Source organism: Hymenobacter sp. FMD4 (assembly GCF_058932745.1).
In genome coordinates, this window is the sequence record NZ_JBZYWH010000026.1 from 35714 (window position 1) to 53612 (window position 17899).

General features: G+C 58.5%; 14 protein-coding genes. 11 read left to right on the top strand and 3 right to left on the bottom strand.

Annotated elements, in window-relative coordinates; genetic code table 11:
- Positions 1-21: 21 nt before the first annotated feature.
- On the bottom strand, positions 22-1038 hold the full coding sequence (gene tsaD / locus AC5FXY_RS18835; RefSeq protein ID WP_493558264.1) for a tRNA (adenosine(37)-N6)-threonylcarbamoyltransferase complex transferase subunit TsaD: 1017 nt from the start codon (positions 1036-1038) through the stop codon (positions 22-24).
- Between the two features lie 233 nt (positions 1039-1271).
- Between tsaD and AC5FXY_RS18840 the strand changes: the two genes are divergently transcribed.
- From AC5FXY_RS18840 to AC5FXY_RS18880, 9 genes are all read left to right on the top strand, one after another.
- Positions 1272-5831 (top strand): translocation/assembly module TamB domain-containing protein, encoded by a 4560-nt coding sequence (locus tag AC5FXY_RS18840; protein WP_493558265.1) that lies wholly within the window; start codon positions 1272-1274, stop codon positions 5829-5831.
- 96 nt (positions 5832-5927) lie between these two features.
- Positions 5928-6824: a cell division protein FtsX gene (locus AC5FXY_RS18845; protein ID WP_493558266.1), complete on the top strand. Its 897-nt coding sequence runs from the start codon at positions 5928-5930 to the stop codon at positions 6822-6824.
- 122 nt (positions 6825-6946) lie between these two features.
- Positions 6947-7255 (top strand): DUF3098 domain-containing protein, encoded by a 309-nt coding sequence (locus AC5FXY_RS18850; RefSeq protein WP_493558267.1) that lies wholly within the window; start codon positions 6947-6949, stop codon positions 7253-7255.
- A gap of 9 nt (positions 7256-7264) precedes the next feature.
- The gene (locus tag AC5FXY_RS18855) at positions 7265-8053 is read left to right on the top strand and encodes an undecaprenyl-diphosphate phosphatase (RefSeq protein WP_493558268.1); all 789 of its coding nucleotides are present in this window, start codon (positions 7265-7267) and stop codon (positions 8051-8053) included.
- Positions 8050-8898 (top strand): tRNA pseudouridine(55) synthase TruB, encoded by an 849-nt coding sequence (gene truB, locus AC5FXY_RS18860; protein ID WP_493558269.1) that lies wholly within the window; start codon positions 8050-8052, stop codon positions 8896-8898. Before AC5FXY_RS18855 ends, truB begins: the two co-directional genes overlap by 4 nt.
- A 135-nt stretch (positions 8899-9033) precedes the next feature.
- Entirely contained in the window at positions 9034-9987 is a 954-nt protein-coding gene (locus AC5FXY_RS18865) for a bifunctional riboflavin kinase/FAD synthetase (RefSeq protein WP_493558270.1), read from the top strand.
- A gap of 67 nt (positions 9988-10054) precedes the next feature.
- Positions 10055-11281: a carboxypeptidase-like regulatory domain-containing protein gene (locus tag AC5FXY_RS18870; protein ID WP_493558293.1), complete on the top strand. Its 1227-nt coding sequence runs from the start codon at positions 10055-10057 to the stop codon at positions 11279-11281.
- Between the two features lie 103 nt (positions 11282-11384).
- Positions 11385-12083 (top strand): CoA transferase subunit A, encoded by a 699-nt coding sequence (locus AC5FXY_RS18875; protein WP_493558271.1) that lies wholly within the window; start codon positions 11385-11387, stop codon positions 12081-12083.
- A 155-nt stretch (positions 12084-12238) separates the two neighbouring features.
- A complete protein-coding gene (locus tag AC5FXY_RS18880; RefSeq protein WP_493558272.1) occupies positions 12239-12898 on the top strand; it encodes a 3-oxoacid CoA-transferase subunit B in 660 nt (219 codons plus the stop codon).
- Positions 12899-12976: 78 nt separating this feature from the next.
- On the opposite strand, the gene AC5FXY_RS18885 is transcribed toward AC5FXY_RS18880, so the two are convergent.
- Positions 12977-14035, bottom strand: a complete 1059-nt coding sequence (locus AC5FXY_RS18885; protein WP_493558273.1) for a hypothetical protein — start codon at positions 14033-14035, stop codon at positions 12977-12979.
- 121 nt (positions 14036-14156) lie between these two features.
- Here AC5FXY_RS18885 and AC5FXY_RS18890 point away from each other — a divergent pair, with 121 nt between their 5' ends.
- Positions 14157-15260 carry a hypothetical protein gene (locus tag AC5FXY_RS18890; RefSeq protein WP_493558274.1) on the top strand — a complete coding sequence of 368 codons (1104 nt, stop codon included), beginning with the start codon at positions 14157-14159 and terminating at the stop codon, positions 15258-15260.
- On the opposite strand, the gene AC5FXY_RS18895 is transcribed toward AC5FXY_RS18890, so the two are convergent.
- Positions 15254-15703 (bottom strand): GNAT family N-acetyltransferase, encoded by a 450-nt coding sequence (locus tag AC5FXY_RS18895; protein ID WP_493558275.1) that lies wholly within the window; start codon positions 15701-15703, stop codon positions 15254-15256. The genes AC5FXY_RS18890 and AC5FXY_RS18895 overlap by 7 nt on opposite strands.
- Positions 15704-16025: 322 nt before the next feature.
- Between AC5FXY_RS18895 and AC5FXY_RS18900 the strand changes: the two genes are divergently transcribed.
- Positions 16026-17753, top strand: a complete 1728-nt coding sequence (locus AC5FXY_RS18900) for a GNAT family N-acetyltransferase (protein ID WP_493558276.1) — start codon at positions 16026-16028, stop codon at positions 17751-17753.
- Positions 17754-17899 lie beyond the last annotated feature (146 nt).

A 17899-nucleotide genomic window follows, 5' to 3' on the forward strand; every position in this document is an offset into this window, starting at 1 on the left:
TCCATGGATAGCGCAGTATAGTTACGCCAGCTTCAGCCGCGGGTCCGGGCTAGCGAGTTGCGAAGCAAAATCACCCGCCTCGTACTGAAAGTGCGCCGCCATGGCAATCATACCGGCATTATCCGTACAGTACTGAAAAGCTGGAATAAACACTTGCCAGCCATTTTCCTCAGCTAAGCGCTGCAGCACGGCGCGCAGGCCGGAGTTGGCAGCCACCCCACCCGCAATGGCAATATTGGTCAGGCCGTAATCGGCGGCGGCGCGGCACAGCTGACGCATGAGCGTCTGCAGAATAGTGTGCTGGATGCTGGCGCAGAGGTCGGGCAGGTTTTCCTCGATGAACTTGGGGTTTTGCTGCGTTTGCTGACGCAGGAAGTACATCACGGCCGTTTTGACGCCGCTAAACGAGAAATTATAGCCGGGCATCTGGTTTACCGGGAACGGAAAGCGCAGCGGGTCGCCTTGCTGGGCTTGTTTATCCAGGCGGGGGCCGCCGGGGTACGGCAGTCCAAGCAGCTTGGCGGTTTTGTCGAAGGCTTCGCCGGCGGCGTCGTCCTGCGTCTGGCCGATGATTTCCATGTCGAGGGCACTGCGCACCACTACCAGCTGGGTGTGGCCGCCGCTCACGGTGAGGCATAGGAACGGGAACGTGGGCCGCGGCTCCTCCACGAAATGCGCCAAGATGTGCGCCCGCATGTGGTTCACCGCAATCAACGGCTTGCCCAAGGCCAGCGCGAAGGTTTTGGCAAACATGCTCCCCACGAGCAAAGAGCCCAATAGGCCCGGTCCTTGGGTAAAGGCCACGGCATCGAGGTCATCCTTGCTCACGCCGGCTTTTTGCAGCGCGGCTTCCACTACCGGCAAGATGTGCTGCTGATGTGCCCGGGAGGCCAGTTCGGGCACCACGCCGCCGTAGAGCTCGTGAATTTGCTGCGAGGCCACGACGTTGGCCAGTACCGCGCCGCCGGCAATAACCGCGGCCCCGGTATCGTCGCACGATGACTCGATGGCCAGAATAATGGGGTTCTGAGTAGACATGCTACGGGGAGAAGGGAGAAGCAAAACCTGAGAAGTAAGAAGAGTTGGGGCTTAAGTCAGCCAAGCCGTGGAGCTCATTTCTCATTTCTGACCTCTCATGTCTAGCTTATTAGCTTTTTTTGTGAAATTTCCGTTCTTCGTCGGCACACAAGCATCCGTTCGGACGGCGTTTACGTCTTGCTGCTGGACCGACTTTTGCCAGTCCGGCTTTCAACCACCCTGCCGACAACCGCGTGCAAGTTATAAAGGCCATTCTGAAGGTGTTGCTCGGGCTACTGCTCGTGCTGAGCCTGCTGCTGGGCGCTGCGGTGCTGGCCTTGCGCATTCCGGCCGTGCAAACGCGGGTGGCGCACCGGGCGGCAACTATTCTTTCCGACAAGCTGGACCACCCGGTGAGCATCGGCCGCGTGGATATTCGGCCCTTTACCAAAGTGGTGCTGGAGCGCGTACAAGTGCTCGACCGCAAAGGCGGCGACTTGTTTTACATCGGCGAACTAGAGGCCGATATCAGCACGTTTTCCATCTTTTCGCCCAATAAGCTCTACTTGAGTAAGGTACTGCTGACCGAAGCCCGCTTCGCGCTGGTCACCTACCCGAACTCGCCGAACAACAACGCCAACCTCGACGATTTCCTCGACGCGTTTCAGAAGCTGCTGGGCGAGCCCGACACCACCAAAACCACCGCGTTTGACTTCCAGGTAGAATCGGTGGGGCTGCGCAACGCCCGTTTTGTGCTCGACCGCAAAGACTTGCCCAAAGCGCCCGAATACGGCCGCCTGATGGACTATGACCACATGTTCATCGACAGCGTGTACGCCGATTTGTCGCAGATCTGGTTTCGTGGTGATACCATTCACGCCCAGGTCGACGGGCTGCGGGCCACCGACATTCCTTCTAAAACCAGGCTGCGGGAACTGACGGCGGGCATGACTTATGCCTCCAAGTTTTGGGAGTTCGATAAGCTAAACCTGCGCGTAGGCGGCAGCCAGCTGCGCGACTACGTGCGCTTTGAATACGACCACTTCCTGAATTTCACCGACTTCAACGATTCGGTGAAAGTAACGGCGCGCTTGAAGCCCAGCCGCGTGTACGCCAAGGATATTGCCCAGTTTGCGCCGCAACTGGAGGGCTGGGACGAGCAGATCCTTATTTCCGGCGAAGCCAAAGGCTACGTGCGCAACTTCTCGGCGAAAAACCTGGACTTGCGCTACAGCAACAGCGGTACGCGCATCATTGGCAACGTTGCGGCCGAGGGCCTCCCCAAGTGGCAGGAAACCTTCGCCGAGCTGCGCCTACGCCCCGGCACCGTGGTAAACCCACGCGACCTGAAGCCGGTGCTGCCCGCCGATGTGTACCCCTACTTCCAACGACTGGGCACGGTGAAGCTCAACGGGCAGTTTCTCGGTTTCTATAATGACTTTGTAGCCAACGGCGACTTTCAGACGGCTTTGGGCAACGTGTCGTCGGACGTAAACCTGAAGTTCAAGACCGACCCGCGTAACTCCAGCTACGCCGGTACCGTGCGCACGGCCGGCTTCCAGCTTGGCAAGCTGCTTGGTGATGAGTCGCTGGTGCGCGACGTGGCCCTGAACGGCAAGGTGCAAGGCGTGAGCTTTGACCCTGAAGCTGCCCGCTTGCAAGCCAATGCCACCATCACCTCGGCTTGGGTTAATGGCTACCGCTACCGCAATATTCAGGTGACCAACGGCCGCCTGACGCGGCAAGAGTTTGAGGGCAAGGTCAACATCAACGACCCCAACCTGCAGCTAACCGGCGAAGGCACCATCAACTGGGCGCGGGGCCGGCAGGCGTTTGACTTAGTAAGTGACGTACGCCGGGCCAATCTGCAGGCGCTCGGCCTGGTTGATGAGCCGCTGGTGGTGAGCACGCAAGCCGACGTACGCTTTCAGGGCCTGACCCTGGACGAGCTGCTGGGCCGCATTCACCTGCGTGGCACCCGCCTGAGCCTCCGTGGCCGCACCGTGGAGTTGGATACGCTGGACCTGCTGGCTTCCCGCCGCGACGGCGACCGAATCCTGGCGATGCGCTCCGACGCGTTCCGCTTGCGGGCCCGCGGCGACTACCAGTATTCCCAGGCCCTGCGCGATGCGCAGCAGCTGATCGAGGAATACAAGCTGAACTTTGAGGGCAACGCCGCCGCCACGGCTGCTTATTACCGTCGCAAGGCCCGGCAGGCCACGCCCACCGATTACGCCATCGACCTGAGCCTAAACCTGAAGCAAGAGGCCAACCAGCTGCTGCAGGTGTTTGTGCCCGAGCTGACCCTCAGCAACGACACCAACGTGGAGGGCTCATTCCGCAACGGCGCTACTTCCATTTTGACCTTGGGCGGCAAAGCGGCCGTGGTGCAATACGACAGCATCCGGGCCGAAAACGTGAGCTTCGACCTGCTGACCTCTAAGCTGCCCAATGCCCCCGAGGTGCTGGCAACGGCCAGCGTCACCAGCACCCGGCAGCACATGCCCGTGCTGGGCAATACCGAGCAGTTTTACGTGGAAAGCGTGTGGGACCAGGACAAGATCAACTTTTCCTCGTCCCTGGCGCAGACGGGCACCACCAACCGGGCCCAAATCAATGGCGCCCTCGACTTTCTGCCCAACGCGGTGCAGATTGTGTTCCGCCAATCGGGCGTAAATCTGCTGGGACGCGAATGGATTATTGCGCAGGACAACGCCATTGTGGTTGCCGGGGCAGGCCGCGAAATCACGGTACCGAACTTCTCCTTTTCCAACGGACCACAGCAGATTCTGGCTACCGGCCGCATTTCCGAGGACCCGGCTCAGACCCTGCACCTGGAGGTAAAGAACCTGGAACTGGCTACGCTTTCGGCCCTGACGCGCCAGAACATGCGCGGCCGCGTCAATGCCACCGGCGACGTGCGCGGCGTGTTCGGGCAGTTGGTAGCCGCCGCACGCCTCACCGTCGATTCGCTGTATTTTGATAATGTGCTGATCGGCAACGTGGCCGGCGTATCCAACTGGGATAACCACGCTGAGCGCCTGGGCATGAACCTCAACGTGGAGCGCGACGGGCAGAACGTGCTCAGCGTGGCTGGCACCGTTGCGCCCGGTGCCGAGCGCGAACAGCTGAACCTAACCGGCATCCTGAACGATGCACCCGTGAAGCTGGCCGAGCCCTTCCTGTACGGTGTGCTGAGCAACCTCAGCGGCACCGGCCGCGGCACACTGCGCCTGTACGGTCCCTTTGATGCGCCCCTGCTGCGCGGCGACGTAGCCGTGCGCGGCGGCCGCTTTACCTTCCCTTACCTTAATACTACCTACACCTTCGAAGACAACATTCGCTTCTTCGAAGACCGGATGGTATTCCGCAACATCCGTCTGCGCGACCCGCTGGGCAACACAGGCACCCTCGACGGCAACATTTTCCACCAAGGCTTCCAGAACATGCGCCTGGCGCTGAAGGCCAACTTCCGGCGGATGCAGGTGTTGAACACCACGCGCCGCCAGAATGACTTGTACTTCGGCACGGCCTTCGCCACCGGCAACGCCAGTGTAACGGGTCCCGTCGAGAACTTGGTTATCGATGTGCGGGCGCGTAGCGAAGCCGGCACCCGCCTTTCGCTGCCGCTTGATAATGCCGCCACAGCCACGCAGGCTAACTACATCAAGTTCGTCAACCGCAACGTATCGGATACGGTAAGCACCGCGGCAACTGCTACTGCCCGGTCATCTGTTGACCTCTCGGGCATACTGCTGAACTGCGTGTTCGACGTGACGCCTGACGCTTACATGGAGGTGCTGCTGGACGAAAGCACCGGCGACGTTATCCGCGGCACCGCCGCCGGACAGCTGCGCCTGAACGTGGATACCCGCGGTGATTTCAACATGTACGGACAGCTGGAAATCGTGCGGGGCGCTTACAACTTCACCCTGCAGGGCCTCGTCAACAAGGAGTTCCGGGTGCGCCCGGGCGGCACGCTCACCTGGAACGGCGACCCAATGGCCGGCGAGATGAACGTGACAGCCACCTATACCCAGCGCACCTCGCTAGCCCCCATCCTGGGCTCCAACGAGGAGCAGGTGTACGCCAGCGTAACGGCCGTAATGCACCTGACAGGAGCTATGCTGCTGCCCCGCATTCAGCTAGGGCTGGAATTCAACGATGCACCGTCGGCGGTGGAAGGCCCCATTACGGCTTTTCTTTCGAATGTGCGCAACGACGAACAGGAGCTTACCCGACAGGTGTTCTCGCTGCTGCTGTTCCGGCAGCTTACCAGCATCGGCGGCCTTGGCAATGCTTCGTTGGCCACCGGCAACAACGCCGTGCAAAGCAGCCTGGGCCAGATTCTGTCGACGCAGCTCGGCTTGCTCACTTCCCAAATCGACCAGAACCTGGAAATCGACTTCAACATCGACGGGGTGACGGAGGAGGAACTGCGCAACCTGCAAGTACGCCTGAGCTACAGTTTCCTGCAGGGCCGCCTGCGGGTAACCCGGGCTGGCGGCATCACCAACAACCCAGCCAACAACGCTACCGGCGCCAACCAAAACTCGCTGATCGGTGACCTTGGCTTAGAGTACTTCGTGCGGGCTGACGGCAAGTACCGCGTGCGCCTGCGTTATGAAACCACCCCACGCGACTTCGGCATTAGCCAAAACCAGGCCCGGGCTGGCCTCTCCGTGGTGCACACCGAGCAGTTTGACAACCTCACCGAACTCTTTGCCCGTAAGCGCCTGCGCCGCCGCGAAGAAGCCCGGCGCAAAGCCCGCGAACAACTGGTCATCGACGACGACCCGCGCACGGTGCTCTAACGGCGAATTGGCGAGGTGGTGAACTTGTGGGTTTGATGTCCTAGGACACTCACTATTTCACCATCTCACTATTTCACCCCTTACCTTTGCCCCCTGATGCCCCAATTCCGACCCGCCCGTAAGAAGAAGCTTGGCTCTTATCCGCATACCATGGTGGTGTTCAGCATCACCTTGGCGCTGCTGGTTACGGGCCTGTTCGGGCTGCTGCTGGTGCACGCGCACAAGCTGTCGGAGGCCGTGAAGGAGAATATCGAGGTTCAGTTGTATTTGGAGCGCGACTTGCCCGAAACGCAGTTATTGCGCCTGCAGCGCACTTTGACCCAGAAGCCCTATATCGCCTACAAAGACGGGCAACCGCAGGTGCGCTTTCTATCCAAGGAAGAAGGTGCGCGGCAGTTCGTTGATTTTACCGGCGAGGAATTTCAGTCCTTTCTGGGCGACAACCCCCTGCGCGACGCCTACATCCTAAAGCTCAACGCTGAGTATGCCGACGTAGCGCAATTGCGTCGCATCAGCCAGGACTTGCGGCAGCAACAGGGCGTATTTGAAGTTACCACAGTAGAAGAAAGCTTTCTGGCTGGCGTCAACAGTAACATGCAGCGCATAAGCCTGGTACTGCTGGGCTTCGCGGTTTTGCTCACGACGGTGGTCGTCATCCTCATCAACAATACCATCCGGTTGGCGCTGTTCTCGCAGCGCTTCTTGATTCGCTCCATGCAACTGGTAGGCGCTACGTCTTGGTTTATCCAGCGGCCGTTTCTGCGCCGGGCCATGTGGCAGGGCATAGTGGGCGGCATCCTGGCCGGCCTGATCCTACTGGCCGTGCTACAATGGGTGTACCTGCAGGTAACAGAAGTGCGCCTGCTCCGCGACGACCGCCTCATTGGGGCCGTGTTAGTGGCCTTGTTGGTGCTGGGCGGCGTCATCGGTTTTTTCAGCTCCTATCGGGCCGTACGCAAGTACCTGCGCATGTCCCTGGACGATTTGTATTAACTCAAAAATGAACTCCCTGGGTAAGCACGTTGAGTCGGCTGCTTGATGGTAAAGCAACTGTAGCACTACCATAGCCATCTACCCCAAGTCCACCTCGAACGCCTCCCTCACCTCATCGCACCATGTCCACTCCTCGCTTTGCCTTCGGGCCCCGCAACTACCGCCTGATGTTCATCGGCCTGGCACTGTTGGCAGCCGGCTTCATCACGATGAGCCTCGACTCGGCCGATTACGGCGAGGGCTTTCTTGGCATCACGCTGGGCCCGATTCTGCTGGCTATCGGCTTTGTAGTGGAATTTTTCGCCATCATGGCCAAATCCGGCCACCCTGCTCCTAGCCAGCCCGGTGCTCCGAACACAACTGCCACTGCTGGTTCGGCTGCTCCTACGGCACCTGCCACGCCGGTCACGCCCACTTACCAGCGCCGCTAACAGTACCGCATGAATTATTGGCAAGCCCTCCTGCTGGCAATTGTGGAGGGTCTTACAGAGTTTTTGCCTGTTTCCAGCACCGGGCACATGATCATCGTAGCCAACTTGCTCGGCATCGGGCAGTTGCCGTTCACCGAAACATTCATCACCAGCATTCAGCTCGGCGCCATCCTCTCGGTGGTGGTGCTGTACTGGCGCCGCTTCCTGCAGAGCTTTGATCTGTACCTGAAGCTGGCTGTGGCCTTTATCCCCTTCGGTATTTTGGGCTTTTTGCTAAAGGATGTCATTGCCGATCTGCTTAAAAGCGTAACCGTGGTGGCTTCCTCCCTGGTGGTAGGCGGCATCGTGCTAGTGTTCATCGACCGCATCTTTCACAAGCCGGGCAAGCAGGTTTCCGTGCCCAGCTACGCCAGTGCGCTGAAGGTGGGCTTGTTCCAGTGCTTTGCGCTGATTCCGGGCGTATCGCGCTCGGCCGCTACCATTGTGGGCGGTTTGTCGCAGGGCTTCGACCGCCGCTCGGCCGCCGACTTCTCCTTCCTGCTCGCCGTGCCCACCATGACGGTCATTACAGCCTACGAGCTGTACAAGACCTACAAGGTGAACCCATTACAGGCTGACGACATCAAAATGCTGCTGTTCGGCAATGCCGTGGCCTTCGTGGTGGCCATGCTGGCCGTTAAGTCCTTTGTGGCCTTCGTGAACCGCTACGGCTTCCGGGCCTTTGGCATCTACCGAATCATCGTCGGGGTTATCATTCTGACGATGATTGGCCTAGGCATCAACCTGCAACTGATATGAACCAGTCGAAACCCTTTTCGCAGTCGGGCCAGCGGCCGCGCCGCCCCCAGCCCGAAGCCGAGCCGGCCGAGGTGTTGCTGATCGACAAGCCGCTGAACTGGACCTCGTTCGATGTGGTGAAGAAAACCAAGTACGCGCTGCGGGCCCGCAAAATTGGGCACGCTGGTACGCTGGACCCCTTGGCTACCGGTTTGCTGATTCTGTGCACCGGCAAAAAAACCAAGAGCATCAACGACATTCAGGGTCAGGAAAAGGAGTACACCGGCATTTTCCGCTTGGGCCAAACCACGCCTTCTTACGACCTCGAAACCGAAGTCAGCGAGGAGAAGCCCTGGCAGCACCTCACCCCAGACGATCTGCACGCCGCGGCGGCCCGCCTCACCGGCCTGATCGAGCAGACGCCGCCGCTGTACTCGGCCGTAAAAATCAACGGCGAACGGGCCTACGAGCTGGCCCGCCGCGGAGATACGGCTGAAATAAAGAGCAAAACCGTTGACATCAAGGAGTTCGATTTGCCGGAGGTAAACGGCCCCGAAGTGCACTTTCGCATCGTGTGCTCCAAGGGTACTTACGTCCGCAGCCTTGCCCGCGACTTCGGCGAACTATTGGGCTGCGGCGCCCACCTCACCAAACTCGTACGCACCCGCATCGGAGAATACCGGCTCGAAAATGCGTTGAGGATGGCTGATATCGAAGCCCGGCGCGCTCCGCGGCCCGAAGGAGCCGAAAGCCGACCGGCCAAAACACCTCGCCCCGAACGCCGCGTTGGCCTGAAGTACTACGACGCTACGCAGCGCCCCGGTACCGATGCTCCAGCCCCTGAGCAGCCTGAGCCGCTCAACTAGTTTTACTTTCGCTTCGCATATCAGCGTGAACAGGCAAACAAAATACTGCCTGTTCACGCTATGCATCCGATAATGCAGCCAGGCCCTGACGCCAGCTGCTTATCAGCCCTCTTTACTAGTCCTGCCCCTTTGTCCATGCAAGTTGTCCGTGACCCAGCCGAGTTTCCGCGCCTGACCAATGCCGTGGTAACCAGCGGTACTTTCGACGGCGTGCACCTGGGCCACCAAAAGATTTTGCAACGGCTTAGGGAAGTAGCCCGCCAGTCGGATGGCCCGAGCGTGGTAATTACCTACTGGCCGCATCCGCGGCTGGTTTTGGCTCCTCCGCTGGCCCACCCGCAGCCCTTGAAGCTGCATTTGCTCAATACCCTGGACGAGCGTATTGAGAAGCTGGAGTCGCACGGGGTAGATTACTTGCTGATCGTGCCTTTCACCCAAGAGTTTGCCGAGTGGACGTCGGAACAATACATCCGCGAGTTGCTGCTTAACACAGTGGGGACCAGTAAACTGGTAATTGGTTACGACCATCGCTTCGGCAAAAATCGCGAAGGTGGCTTTGACTACCTGCGGACGCACTCATCGGAGTACGGCCTAGAAGTGGAAGAAATTCCACGTGAAGACGTGGACGCCGTGGGCGTGAGCAGCACCCGCATCCGGCGCGCTCTGGAAGCCGGTGATATTGCCACCGCCAACCGTTACCTCGGCTACGATTACCCCTTCACTGGCACTGTGGTGCGCGGCCAGCAGCTCGGCCGCACTATCGGTTTCCCTACGGCGAACATCCGCTGCGAGGACCCGCTAAAGCAGGTGCCCGGTCGCGGCGTTTATGCTGTGATGGCCACCACGGCTGCCGGCACGCGCCACGCCGCGATGCTCAACATCGGCGTGCGCCCTACGGTGGGCGGCGACCTGCAGGAAACTGTAGAAGCCCACCTGCTTGATTTCGACGGCGACTTGTACGATCAGCCGCTAACGGTACAATTCATCGCTCGCTTGCGCGATGAGCAGAAATTTAGCGGGCTGGATGCCTTGAAAGCACAGTTGGCGCTGGATGCAGATGATGCCCGTCGGCATCTGATCGGAGGGTAATAGATCTGACAGCCACTAGCTGCTCACCGCGCAAAAGTGCGATGTTCTGCTTAGCTTGTTGGCCGCTATGTTGAATTATCTTCTTTCATTCAGTCGCATCCTATTGCTGCTACTGGCTGGCTTGCTGGCACAACGGGCTTCGGGGCAGGGTAGCATCAGCGGGGAAGTTCAGGATTCGATTACCCGTGCGCCGCTTGCTTTTGCCAGCGTGTTTCTGGCCAACACCACCCTGGGGACTACCACCGATGATGCCGGTCGTTTTCGCTTGACAGGGGTTCCGGCCGGTAGATATGAGGTGGTGGTGTCTTACCTAGGTTACCGCCTCACTAAGCAGGCGGTGCAAGTAGCCGATGCTCCCGTTACACTTAAGCTGCTGCCGTCGCCTACCTCAAATCAACTGGCGGGTGTAACGGTTCGGCCACATGGAAACAAGCCCAGCGAATACCGACGCTTTGCGGAGCTTTTCCTGGGAAACTCCGCTTTTTCGCGGCAGTGCCGCATCGGCAACCCCGATGGGGTTTTGGTGGACTTCGATGAACAGACCCGAGAGTTAAGTGCCTTTTCGCCTGAATATTTACAGGTTGAAAATAGAGCTTTAGGCTACCGGATTAGGTTTTACGGCCTGCACTTTACGCTCAACTTTCAAAAGCAAGTATTGTCATACTACGCGTGGCCGGTGTTTGAGGAGCTCCCTACCAAAAGCGCAGCCGAACGTCGCCGTTGGGCAGCCAACCGCCGTGCCGCTTATAACGGTTCTCTTACCCACTTCCTGCGTAGTCTTAACCAAGGCAACGTTAGTGCTGAAGGTTTTGTGGCCAATCGATTGCGCCGCGTGCCTAACCGACGCTGGATGATAGCCGACAGCCTATTGCAAGTGCAGCGCCAAGCAAATCCGGGTTCTTTATGGAGCTTACACGATTCGTTGGTTAGCGCGCTTCGGGAACCGCCCATGCACAGCTACCTTTCTCCGGAGCCGATACCCCTACATGGTTTAATCACGCCCCCAACGCAGGCGGGCACGGTGTTTCTGCGCTTTCCAGATCTTATTCAGGTTACCTACAAGCTTGAAAAGCCCGACCCAGCATACTCACTCCCGCCTCAGCTGGGCCAGTCATCAGTAAAACCCGCCGAGCAAATTTCGACACTGACCTTGCGTAAATGGCAGGCGGAAATCGGCCCTACCGGACAATTGGCTGATCCTTTAGCGTTATATGCGGAAGGATACTGGGCCTTCGAGAAAATAGGCGAACTGTTACCAGTGGATTATCAACCGGAGCTTCCCAGCCTCCCCTGACCAACAGTGTTGCGGCTCCGAAAAGTAGCCATCCGCCGGGCTTTTTCTTTTTTTGCTGCCCCAGCGGACTAACTTTCCGGTCATTTCCCACTCGACTCTTCCTATGATCAACAAAGTAGTAGCCGATGCCCAGGCCGCGCTGCAGGGCGTCACCGATGGCATGACGCTCATGCTCGGCGGCTTTGGCCTGTGCGGCATTCCCGAAAACAGCATACAGGAGCTGCTGCGCCTTGGCGTCAAGAACCTGACCTGCATTTCCAACAACGCCGGAGTTGATGATTTCGGCATCGGACTGCTGCTGCAGAAGCGGCAGGTGAAAAAGATGATTTCCAGCTACGTAGGTGAAAACGCCGAGTTTGAGCGGCAGTTGCTCTCGGGCGAGCTGGAAGTAGAGCTAATCCCGCAGGGCACGCTAGCCGAGCGCTGCCGGGCTGGTGGTGCGGGCATTCCGGCCTTTTATACGCCAGCCGGCTATGGTACTGAAGTAGGCGAAGGCAAGGAAAGCCGCGAATTCAACGGCAAGATGTACCTGCTGGAAACCGCGCTGCACGCCGATTACGCTTTCGTAAAAGCGTGGAAGGGCGACACGGCCGGTAACCTCATCTACAAAGGCACCGCCCGCAACTTCAATCCCATGATGGCGGCCGCTGGCAAAATTACTGTGGCGGAAGTGGAAGAGCTAGTACCTGCTGGTGAGCTGGACCCCAATCAGATCCATACGCCGGGCATCTACGTGCAGCGCATCTACCAGGGCCAGGCCTACGAGAAGCGCATCGAGCAGCGGACGGTCCGTCAGGGCTAGTTGTCTGGCCGAATAGTCATCAGGCCGTCATTCCGAGCTTGCCGAGGAATCTCGCCCGATGGTAATTTCCTCACTGGTAGTTACCCTTTGGCATCAGCACGCGAGATGTCTCGACTAGCTCGGCATGACGTTCTTTTCCCTACCAACAGAACATCATGGCATTAGATAAACACGGCATTGCCCGGCGCATTGCCCAAGAAGTCAAAGACGGCTACTACGTCAACCTTGGCATCGGTATCCCAACGCTGGTGGCCAATTACATTCCCCAAGGGGTTAGCGTGGTGCTACAGTCCGAAAACGGCCTGCTTGGCATGGGCCCCTTCCCTACCGAAGACCAAGTGGACGCCGACATGATCAATGCCGGCAAGCAGACCATCACCACCCTACCCGGCTCCAGCATTTTCTCCTCGGCCGAGTCGTTTGGCATGATTCGCGGGGAGCACGTGGACCTGACCATCCTCGGCGCCATGGAAGTCTCGGAGCGCGGCGACATTGCTAACTGGAAGATTCCGGGCAAAATGGTGAAGGGCATGGGCGGCGCCATGGACCTAGTGGCGTCGGCCAAAAACATCATCGTAGCCATGCAGCACGTGGCCAAAGACGGCTCCTCCAAGCTGCTAACTGATTGCTCGCTTCCCATCACGGGCTTGCGCTGCGTAAAGAAAATTGTGACGGAACTAGCCGTGCTCGATGTGACGCCCGATGGCTTTGTCCTGCGCGAGCGGGCACCGGGCGTGTCGGTAGAGCAGATCCAGGCCGCTACCGCCGGTAAACTGGTAATACCCGAGGTTGGAGTGCCGGAAATGTCTTTGTAATTTCCATAGCCCTTACAAGCCAGAAACACCGGCGCCGGACTAGTACAGTCCGGCGCCGGTGTTTCTGGCTTATAGGTGTTACCGCCAGCAATAAGTGTACTCCACCCGATAAGAAGCCGTACCCGCGCTGATTGCCACCGCCTGAGGGTAACCGTCGACTGTTGCAAGGATCGATTGGCTTCCGCCGCCGGTGTTCATTCCATTTACATACCGAATGCTAGTGGCTGACAGGGCTGCCCACTTGTTGCCGGGCGGTCGGAGCCCGTATATCTGAGCCAACAAGGTATTCCGGTCGAAGTAGAAGGGATTAGGCAACGGGTAGTACGCGTAAGAGCTGGAGCTCTGCACATTGCCGTTTCGTAACAGGCGCGTGTCTTCACTAGCTAGCTCGTTACCAAAATACCTGAAGTCCGTTTTGTAAGCCAGCGACGGGCCTTGGCTGCCCGTATAATAGCGAACCAGCCGGTTACCGACGTAGTAAAGGCTATCAGTAATGGTGTAGGGCGGAAGAGCTGAATGGACGCGCATCGAAGCCGCTACTGTACTTGGCGTGTGTGTAAACGTAACCGACACTTCCAGCTCGGTTCCTCTATAGCGGTCGAGCCGCTGTAAGGAGCCATCAGGATTGTAGAAATGCATCGTCGAATAAGCTCCGTCTGCACCGTTACGTTCTGTTTTTAGCTGCCGGCCCAGTGCATCATAAGAGTAACCTAGTGTGTAGTCCTGCTCGTTGGAGTTGGCCGGTTGCCGCTGAACGCTCACGCGTACCGGGAGTAACCGAGCTTGGTGTAGCTCCAGCAATTGAGGTGCAGGACCAGTCTGCAGTTGGGAAGCCGCGACTGAAGTACCGGCATAAAAATTAACACCATTGGAGTCGCTGGAGCGTACCTCGAAATAGGCATCGGTATCTGTGGGCACCGATAATGTCGTTTCGCCTTGCGCATCGGTTGTGGCGCGCTGCGTATATGACTGCAGATCCAGCTCTTGCTGCGAAGAGGCTAAGCCGATCTGTGCGTTAGCCAAAGGCTGTCCAAATTTCTCCACCCGCACGCGCAACGATGCCTTGGGCACCGTACGATCTTTGCCGCATCCCAGTAGCACCGCTCCGGATAACGCAATCAGTAACCATTTTTTCACCCACAAATATAGTTAGCCACCAAGCCGTAATTGTTCTGAGGATTGGGACTTAGCACGTAGCTTCAGCTTCTTAAACTCCTCACGCACTCTCAGCTAACATAGCCCCCACTCCTTTTACTCTATGCAACGAAACCTCTACGCTGCTTTATTCCTGCTGACGACGACTTCGGCGCTGGCCCAAACCTCGCCTAGCATCGACCGCACCGACATGCCGGTGGTAGGCGACACCTTGCGTCTAAGCCAAGCTGCGCCGGTGCTGCCAGCCACGGCTCCGCCGCTGACGCGCCGGGGCGCCAACCAAACGTGGAATTACGGTGTCTTGCAACCTCAAAGCCAGCGCGTGGAACGGTACGTTGCCCTGAGTACCACAGCCCCCACCTTGCAATTTGCCTTTGGTCCGTTTGGCGGCGTCAACCGCGCCAACCTTGTGTCGCCTGCAATGCTGCCCCTGCCGCCTGGCACAGCCCTGCCCATCGCCGATCCGGTAGCATTCTATAACAACTCCAACAACGATTTTCGCTCCGTCGGCTACGGCGCCACGGTAAGTGGTTTTGGCTTGCCTGTCACTTACCAAAGCCAGGCGCAGCAGGACGTGATTTATCGTTTTCCGCTCAGCTTTGCCAGCCAACCCGACTCCAGCAATTCCTATTTCGAGGTGAATGTACCCGGCACGGGCTTTTTGTCGCAGCGCCGCAAGCGCGTAAACAAACCCGATGCCTGGGGCACGCTGACTACACCTTTTGGCACGTTCCAGACGGTGCGCATCGTGACGCGGCTGGAAGACCAGGACAGCATTGCCATCGGCGCCGGCGCCGGGCAGGCAATTACGCTGCCGGTGCGCCGTGAGTATAAGTGGCTGGCCAAAACCATTCACGTGCCGGTGCTCACCATTACCACGGCCATGGTAGGCGGGCAAGAAACCATCACCAACATCGAGTACCGCGACATCTACCGCCGCCTGCAGGTACTCAGTACCAATGTGACCGCGCAGCTGTCCTTAGCCGCCTGGCCCACGGCAGCCCCGGCCGGCGAAGCTGTGCGCCTGCAACTCCCGATGGCTGCCACAGTGCAGGTGCTAGACCTGAGCGGGCGCGTGCTGAGCGAGCAGCAACTAAGGGCGGGCACTGCGGAACTGGCCATGCCAGCTACGTGGCGCGGCGCGCTGGTGCTGCGTGTGCAACACGTCGATGGCAACACCTCCATTGGCAAGCTGATTCGTTACTGATTGCCAGAAAGGCGCTTGGTATAGCGGATTTGGTCGTCGGGTTCGTAGCCGACGGCTTGCCAGCCGAGAGCTTGGTAAAAGCCATTGGCTCGAATGTTTGGATCGGCGCCGGTAGTCAACCAGGCTTCTTGGATGCCGTGGCGGCGCAGTTCGGCCTCGGCAGCTTCCATCAGGCAACGGCCAATCCCCCGCCCTTCAAAGCCGGGTCGAATAAAGCAGGCAAATACCGTTTGCTCCGACAGTATTACCATCGAAAAGCCCACGGGCTGACCATCTACTTCCACCAACCAGCCAGGTCCGTCGCCAGTCAGCCAGTCGGCCACGGCTTGCGGCGTCACGCCCTGTTGAGCCAGTTGCTCGCGCGACTGGTGGTTTTCACGCACGGAGCAGCGAATGTCAAACAGGGCTTCAACATCGGCGGGAGTAGCGACACGTAGCATCATGGCGGGGCAGCGGTTAATGGTTTTGTGGGATTTATTCCTCAGTACAAAAGCTGGCTGATCTGCTCGGCGTCTGTCATCCTTTAACTGGCATACGCAAAACGAAAGGCGTACCCCGTGAAGCTGAGCGTCAGGTGTTCATTTCAGGGCGCTAAGTCCTGGTTGTACCAGCCTTCGTTACGATGCCACTTTTCGAACGGCATCAGTTAAACAGCAGAAAACAATTTCGCTGGAACACCGCCGGCGCCGGCTACGTTGCTTAGTATTGCGCGCAACGGCCATTGTTGGCCGTGTACTTTTGCGCTGCTTCTCTTTTTCTGGAATCATGGCCACGACTTCTTCTTCCAAATCCAACGGTCAAGCCAAAAAGGCCGAAAAGAAAACTACTGCCCCCGCGACGCCGGCAGCAGTGCCTGCCGAGGACGGGACCTTGACCACCCCTGCGCACAAACTGGTGCTGCGCACACTGCGCAAATCGGATTACAAAGCCGTGCGCGACATCATGGAAAAGGTATACTCCAGCATGGAGGGTGCCTGGGCCCAGGATGAATTTAACAACCTGCTGCGCAAGTTTCCCGAAGGCCAGATCTGCATCGAGGACAACGGCCGCGTAGCTGCGGCCGCCTTGGCCATTATCGTTCAGTACTCCGACTTCGGCGACCGGCACACCTACGCCAAAATCACCGGCAACGGCAAGTTTGACACGCACAATGCCGACGGCGACACGCTTTACGGCGTGGACGTATTCGTGGACCCCGAGTACCGCAACCTGCGCCTAGGCCGCCGCCTCTACGACGCCCGCAAAGAGCTCTGCGAAAACCTCAACTTGCGCGCCATGGTAGCCGGCGGCCGCATTCCCGGCTATGCCAAGTACGCCGATGAGATGACGCCGGCTAAGTACGTGGAGATGGTGCGCAACAAGGAATTGACCGACCCCATCCTCACTTTCCAACTCTCCAACGAGTTTCACGTCCGCAAGATTATTAAGGGTTACCTGCCCTACGACTCCGAGTCGAAGGCCTACGCCACGCTGCTGGAGTGGATCAACGTGTACTACGACGAAGACGCGGAGAAGCTCATCGGTAACGTAAAGAGCAATGCCCGCATCGGCATTGTGCAGTGGCAGATGCGTGCCACGCGCAGCATAGAGGACTTGTTGCAGCAGATCGAGTTCTTCGTCGACACCGTGAGCGGCTATAAGGCTGACTGCGTGATGTTCCCGGAGTTCTTCAACGCGCCGCTGATGGCTCTTACCAACGAGGATACTCCTTCGGTGGCCATCCGGGCCATGGCAGCTTTCACCGAGCCCATCAAGGCCAGGATGATGGAGCTGGCTGTGAGCTACAACATCAACATCATTGCCGGCTCTATGCCGCTTTACCACGACGGTAAGCTGCACAACGTGGCCTACCTCTGCCGTCGCGACGGCACCGTGGACGAGCAGTACAAGCTGCACGTAACCCCCGACGAAGCCAGCTATTGGGGCATGCGCGGCGGCGACAAGCTGAAGTGCTTTGATACGGACTTCGGTAAAATCGGCATTCTGGTGTGCTACGACGTGGAGTTCCCCGAACTCTCGCGCATGCTCTCCGATGAAGGCATGAAGGTGCTGTTCGTGCCTTTCTGGACCGACACCAAAAACGCCTACCAGCGCGTGCGCCTCTGCGCCCAGGCCCGCGCCATCGAAAACGAGTGCTACGTGGCCATTACCGGCTCGGTGGGCAACCTGCCGCGCGTCGAGAACATGGACATTCAGTACTCGCAGTCGGCCGTGTTTAGTCCTTCGGACTTCGCTTTCCCTCACGACGCCATCGTGGCCGAAGCGACGCCCAACACCGAGATGACGCTCATTGCCGACCTCGATCTGGACCTGCTCAAGGACCTGAACACCTCTGGCGCCGTGCGCAATCTGCGCGACCGACGCAAGGACCTGTACTCGGTGAGCTGGGTAGTTAAGAAAACCGAGCGCGACGACGATCTGCTCGGCCAGGGCGAAGAGCGTACTCCGCTACGGCCTTCTCGCAAGAACAAGCTGCAGCATACGGCTGGATAAACCTAACGGGTCGCATTATATTGCGACCCGTTTTTTCACTGTGCGTAGTTTATTTATAATTCTTCTTGCGGCATTGCCGCTATGTTCTGTTACTCAAAAGCTAATACCCATAAAAAAAGCGGCTGCTCATCTGCAGCCGCTTTTTT

Coding starts and splice junctions, on each gene's coding strand:
- AC5FXY_RS18855 (WP_493558268.1), top strand. CDS start 7,265: ATGAATTATTGGCAAGCCCTCCTGCTGGCAATTGTGGAGGGTCTTACA.
- AC5FXY_RS18895 (WP_493558275.1), bottom strand. CDS start 15,703: ATGATGCTACGTGTCGCTACTCCCGCCGATGTTGAAGCCCTGTTTGAC.
- AC5FXY_RS18880 (WP_493558272.1), top strand. CDS start 12,239: ATGGCATTAGATAAACACGGCATTGCCCGGCGCATTGCCCAAGAAGTC.
- AC5FXY_RS18845 (WP_493558266.1), top strand. CDS start 5,928: ATGCCCCAATTCCGACCCGCCCGTAAGAAGAAGCTTGGCTCTTATCCG.
- AC5FXY_RS18890 (WP_493558274.1), top strand. CDS start 14,157: ATGCAACGAAACCTCTACGCTGCTTTATTCCTGCTGACGACGACTTCG.
- AC5FXY_RS18850 (WP_493558267.1), top strand. CDS start 6,947: ATGTCCACTCCTCGCTTTGCCTTCGGGCCCCGCAACTACCGCCTGATG.
- truB (WP_493558269.1), top strand. CDS start 8,050: ATGAACCAGTCGAAACCCTTTTCGCAGTCGGGCCAGCGGCCGCGCCGC.
- AC5FXY_RS18870 (WP_493558293.1), top strand. CDS start 10,055: ATGTTGAATTATCTTCTTTCATTCAGTCGCATCCTATTGCTGCTACTG.
- AC5FXY_RS18865 (WP_493558270.1), top strand. CDS start 9,034: ATGCAAGTTGTCCGTGACCCAGCCGAGTTTCCGCGCCTGACCAATGCC.
- AC5FXY_RS18875 (WP_493558271.1), top strand. CDS start 11,385: ATGATCAACAAAGTAGTAGCCGATGCCCAGGCCGCGCTGCAGGGCGTC.
- tsaD (WP_493558264.1), bottom strand. CDS start 1,038: ATGTCTACTCAGAACCCCATTATTCTGGCCATCGAGTCATCGTGCGAC.
- AC5FXY_RS18900 (WP_493558276.1), top strand. CDS start 16,026: ATGGCCACGACTTCTTCTTCCAAATCCAACGGTCAAGCCAAAAAGGCC.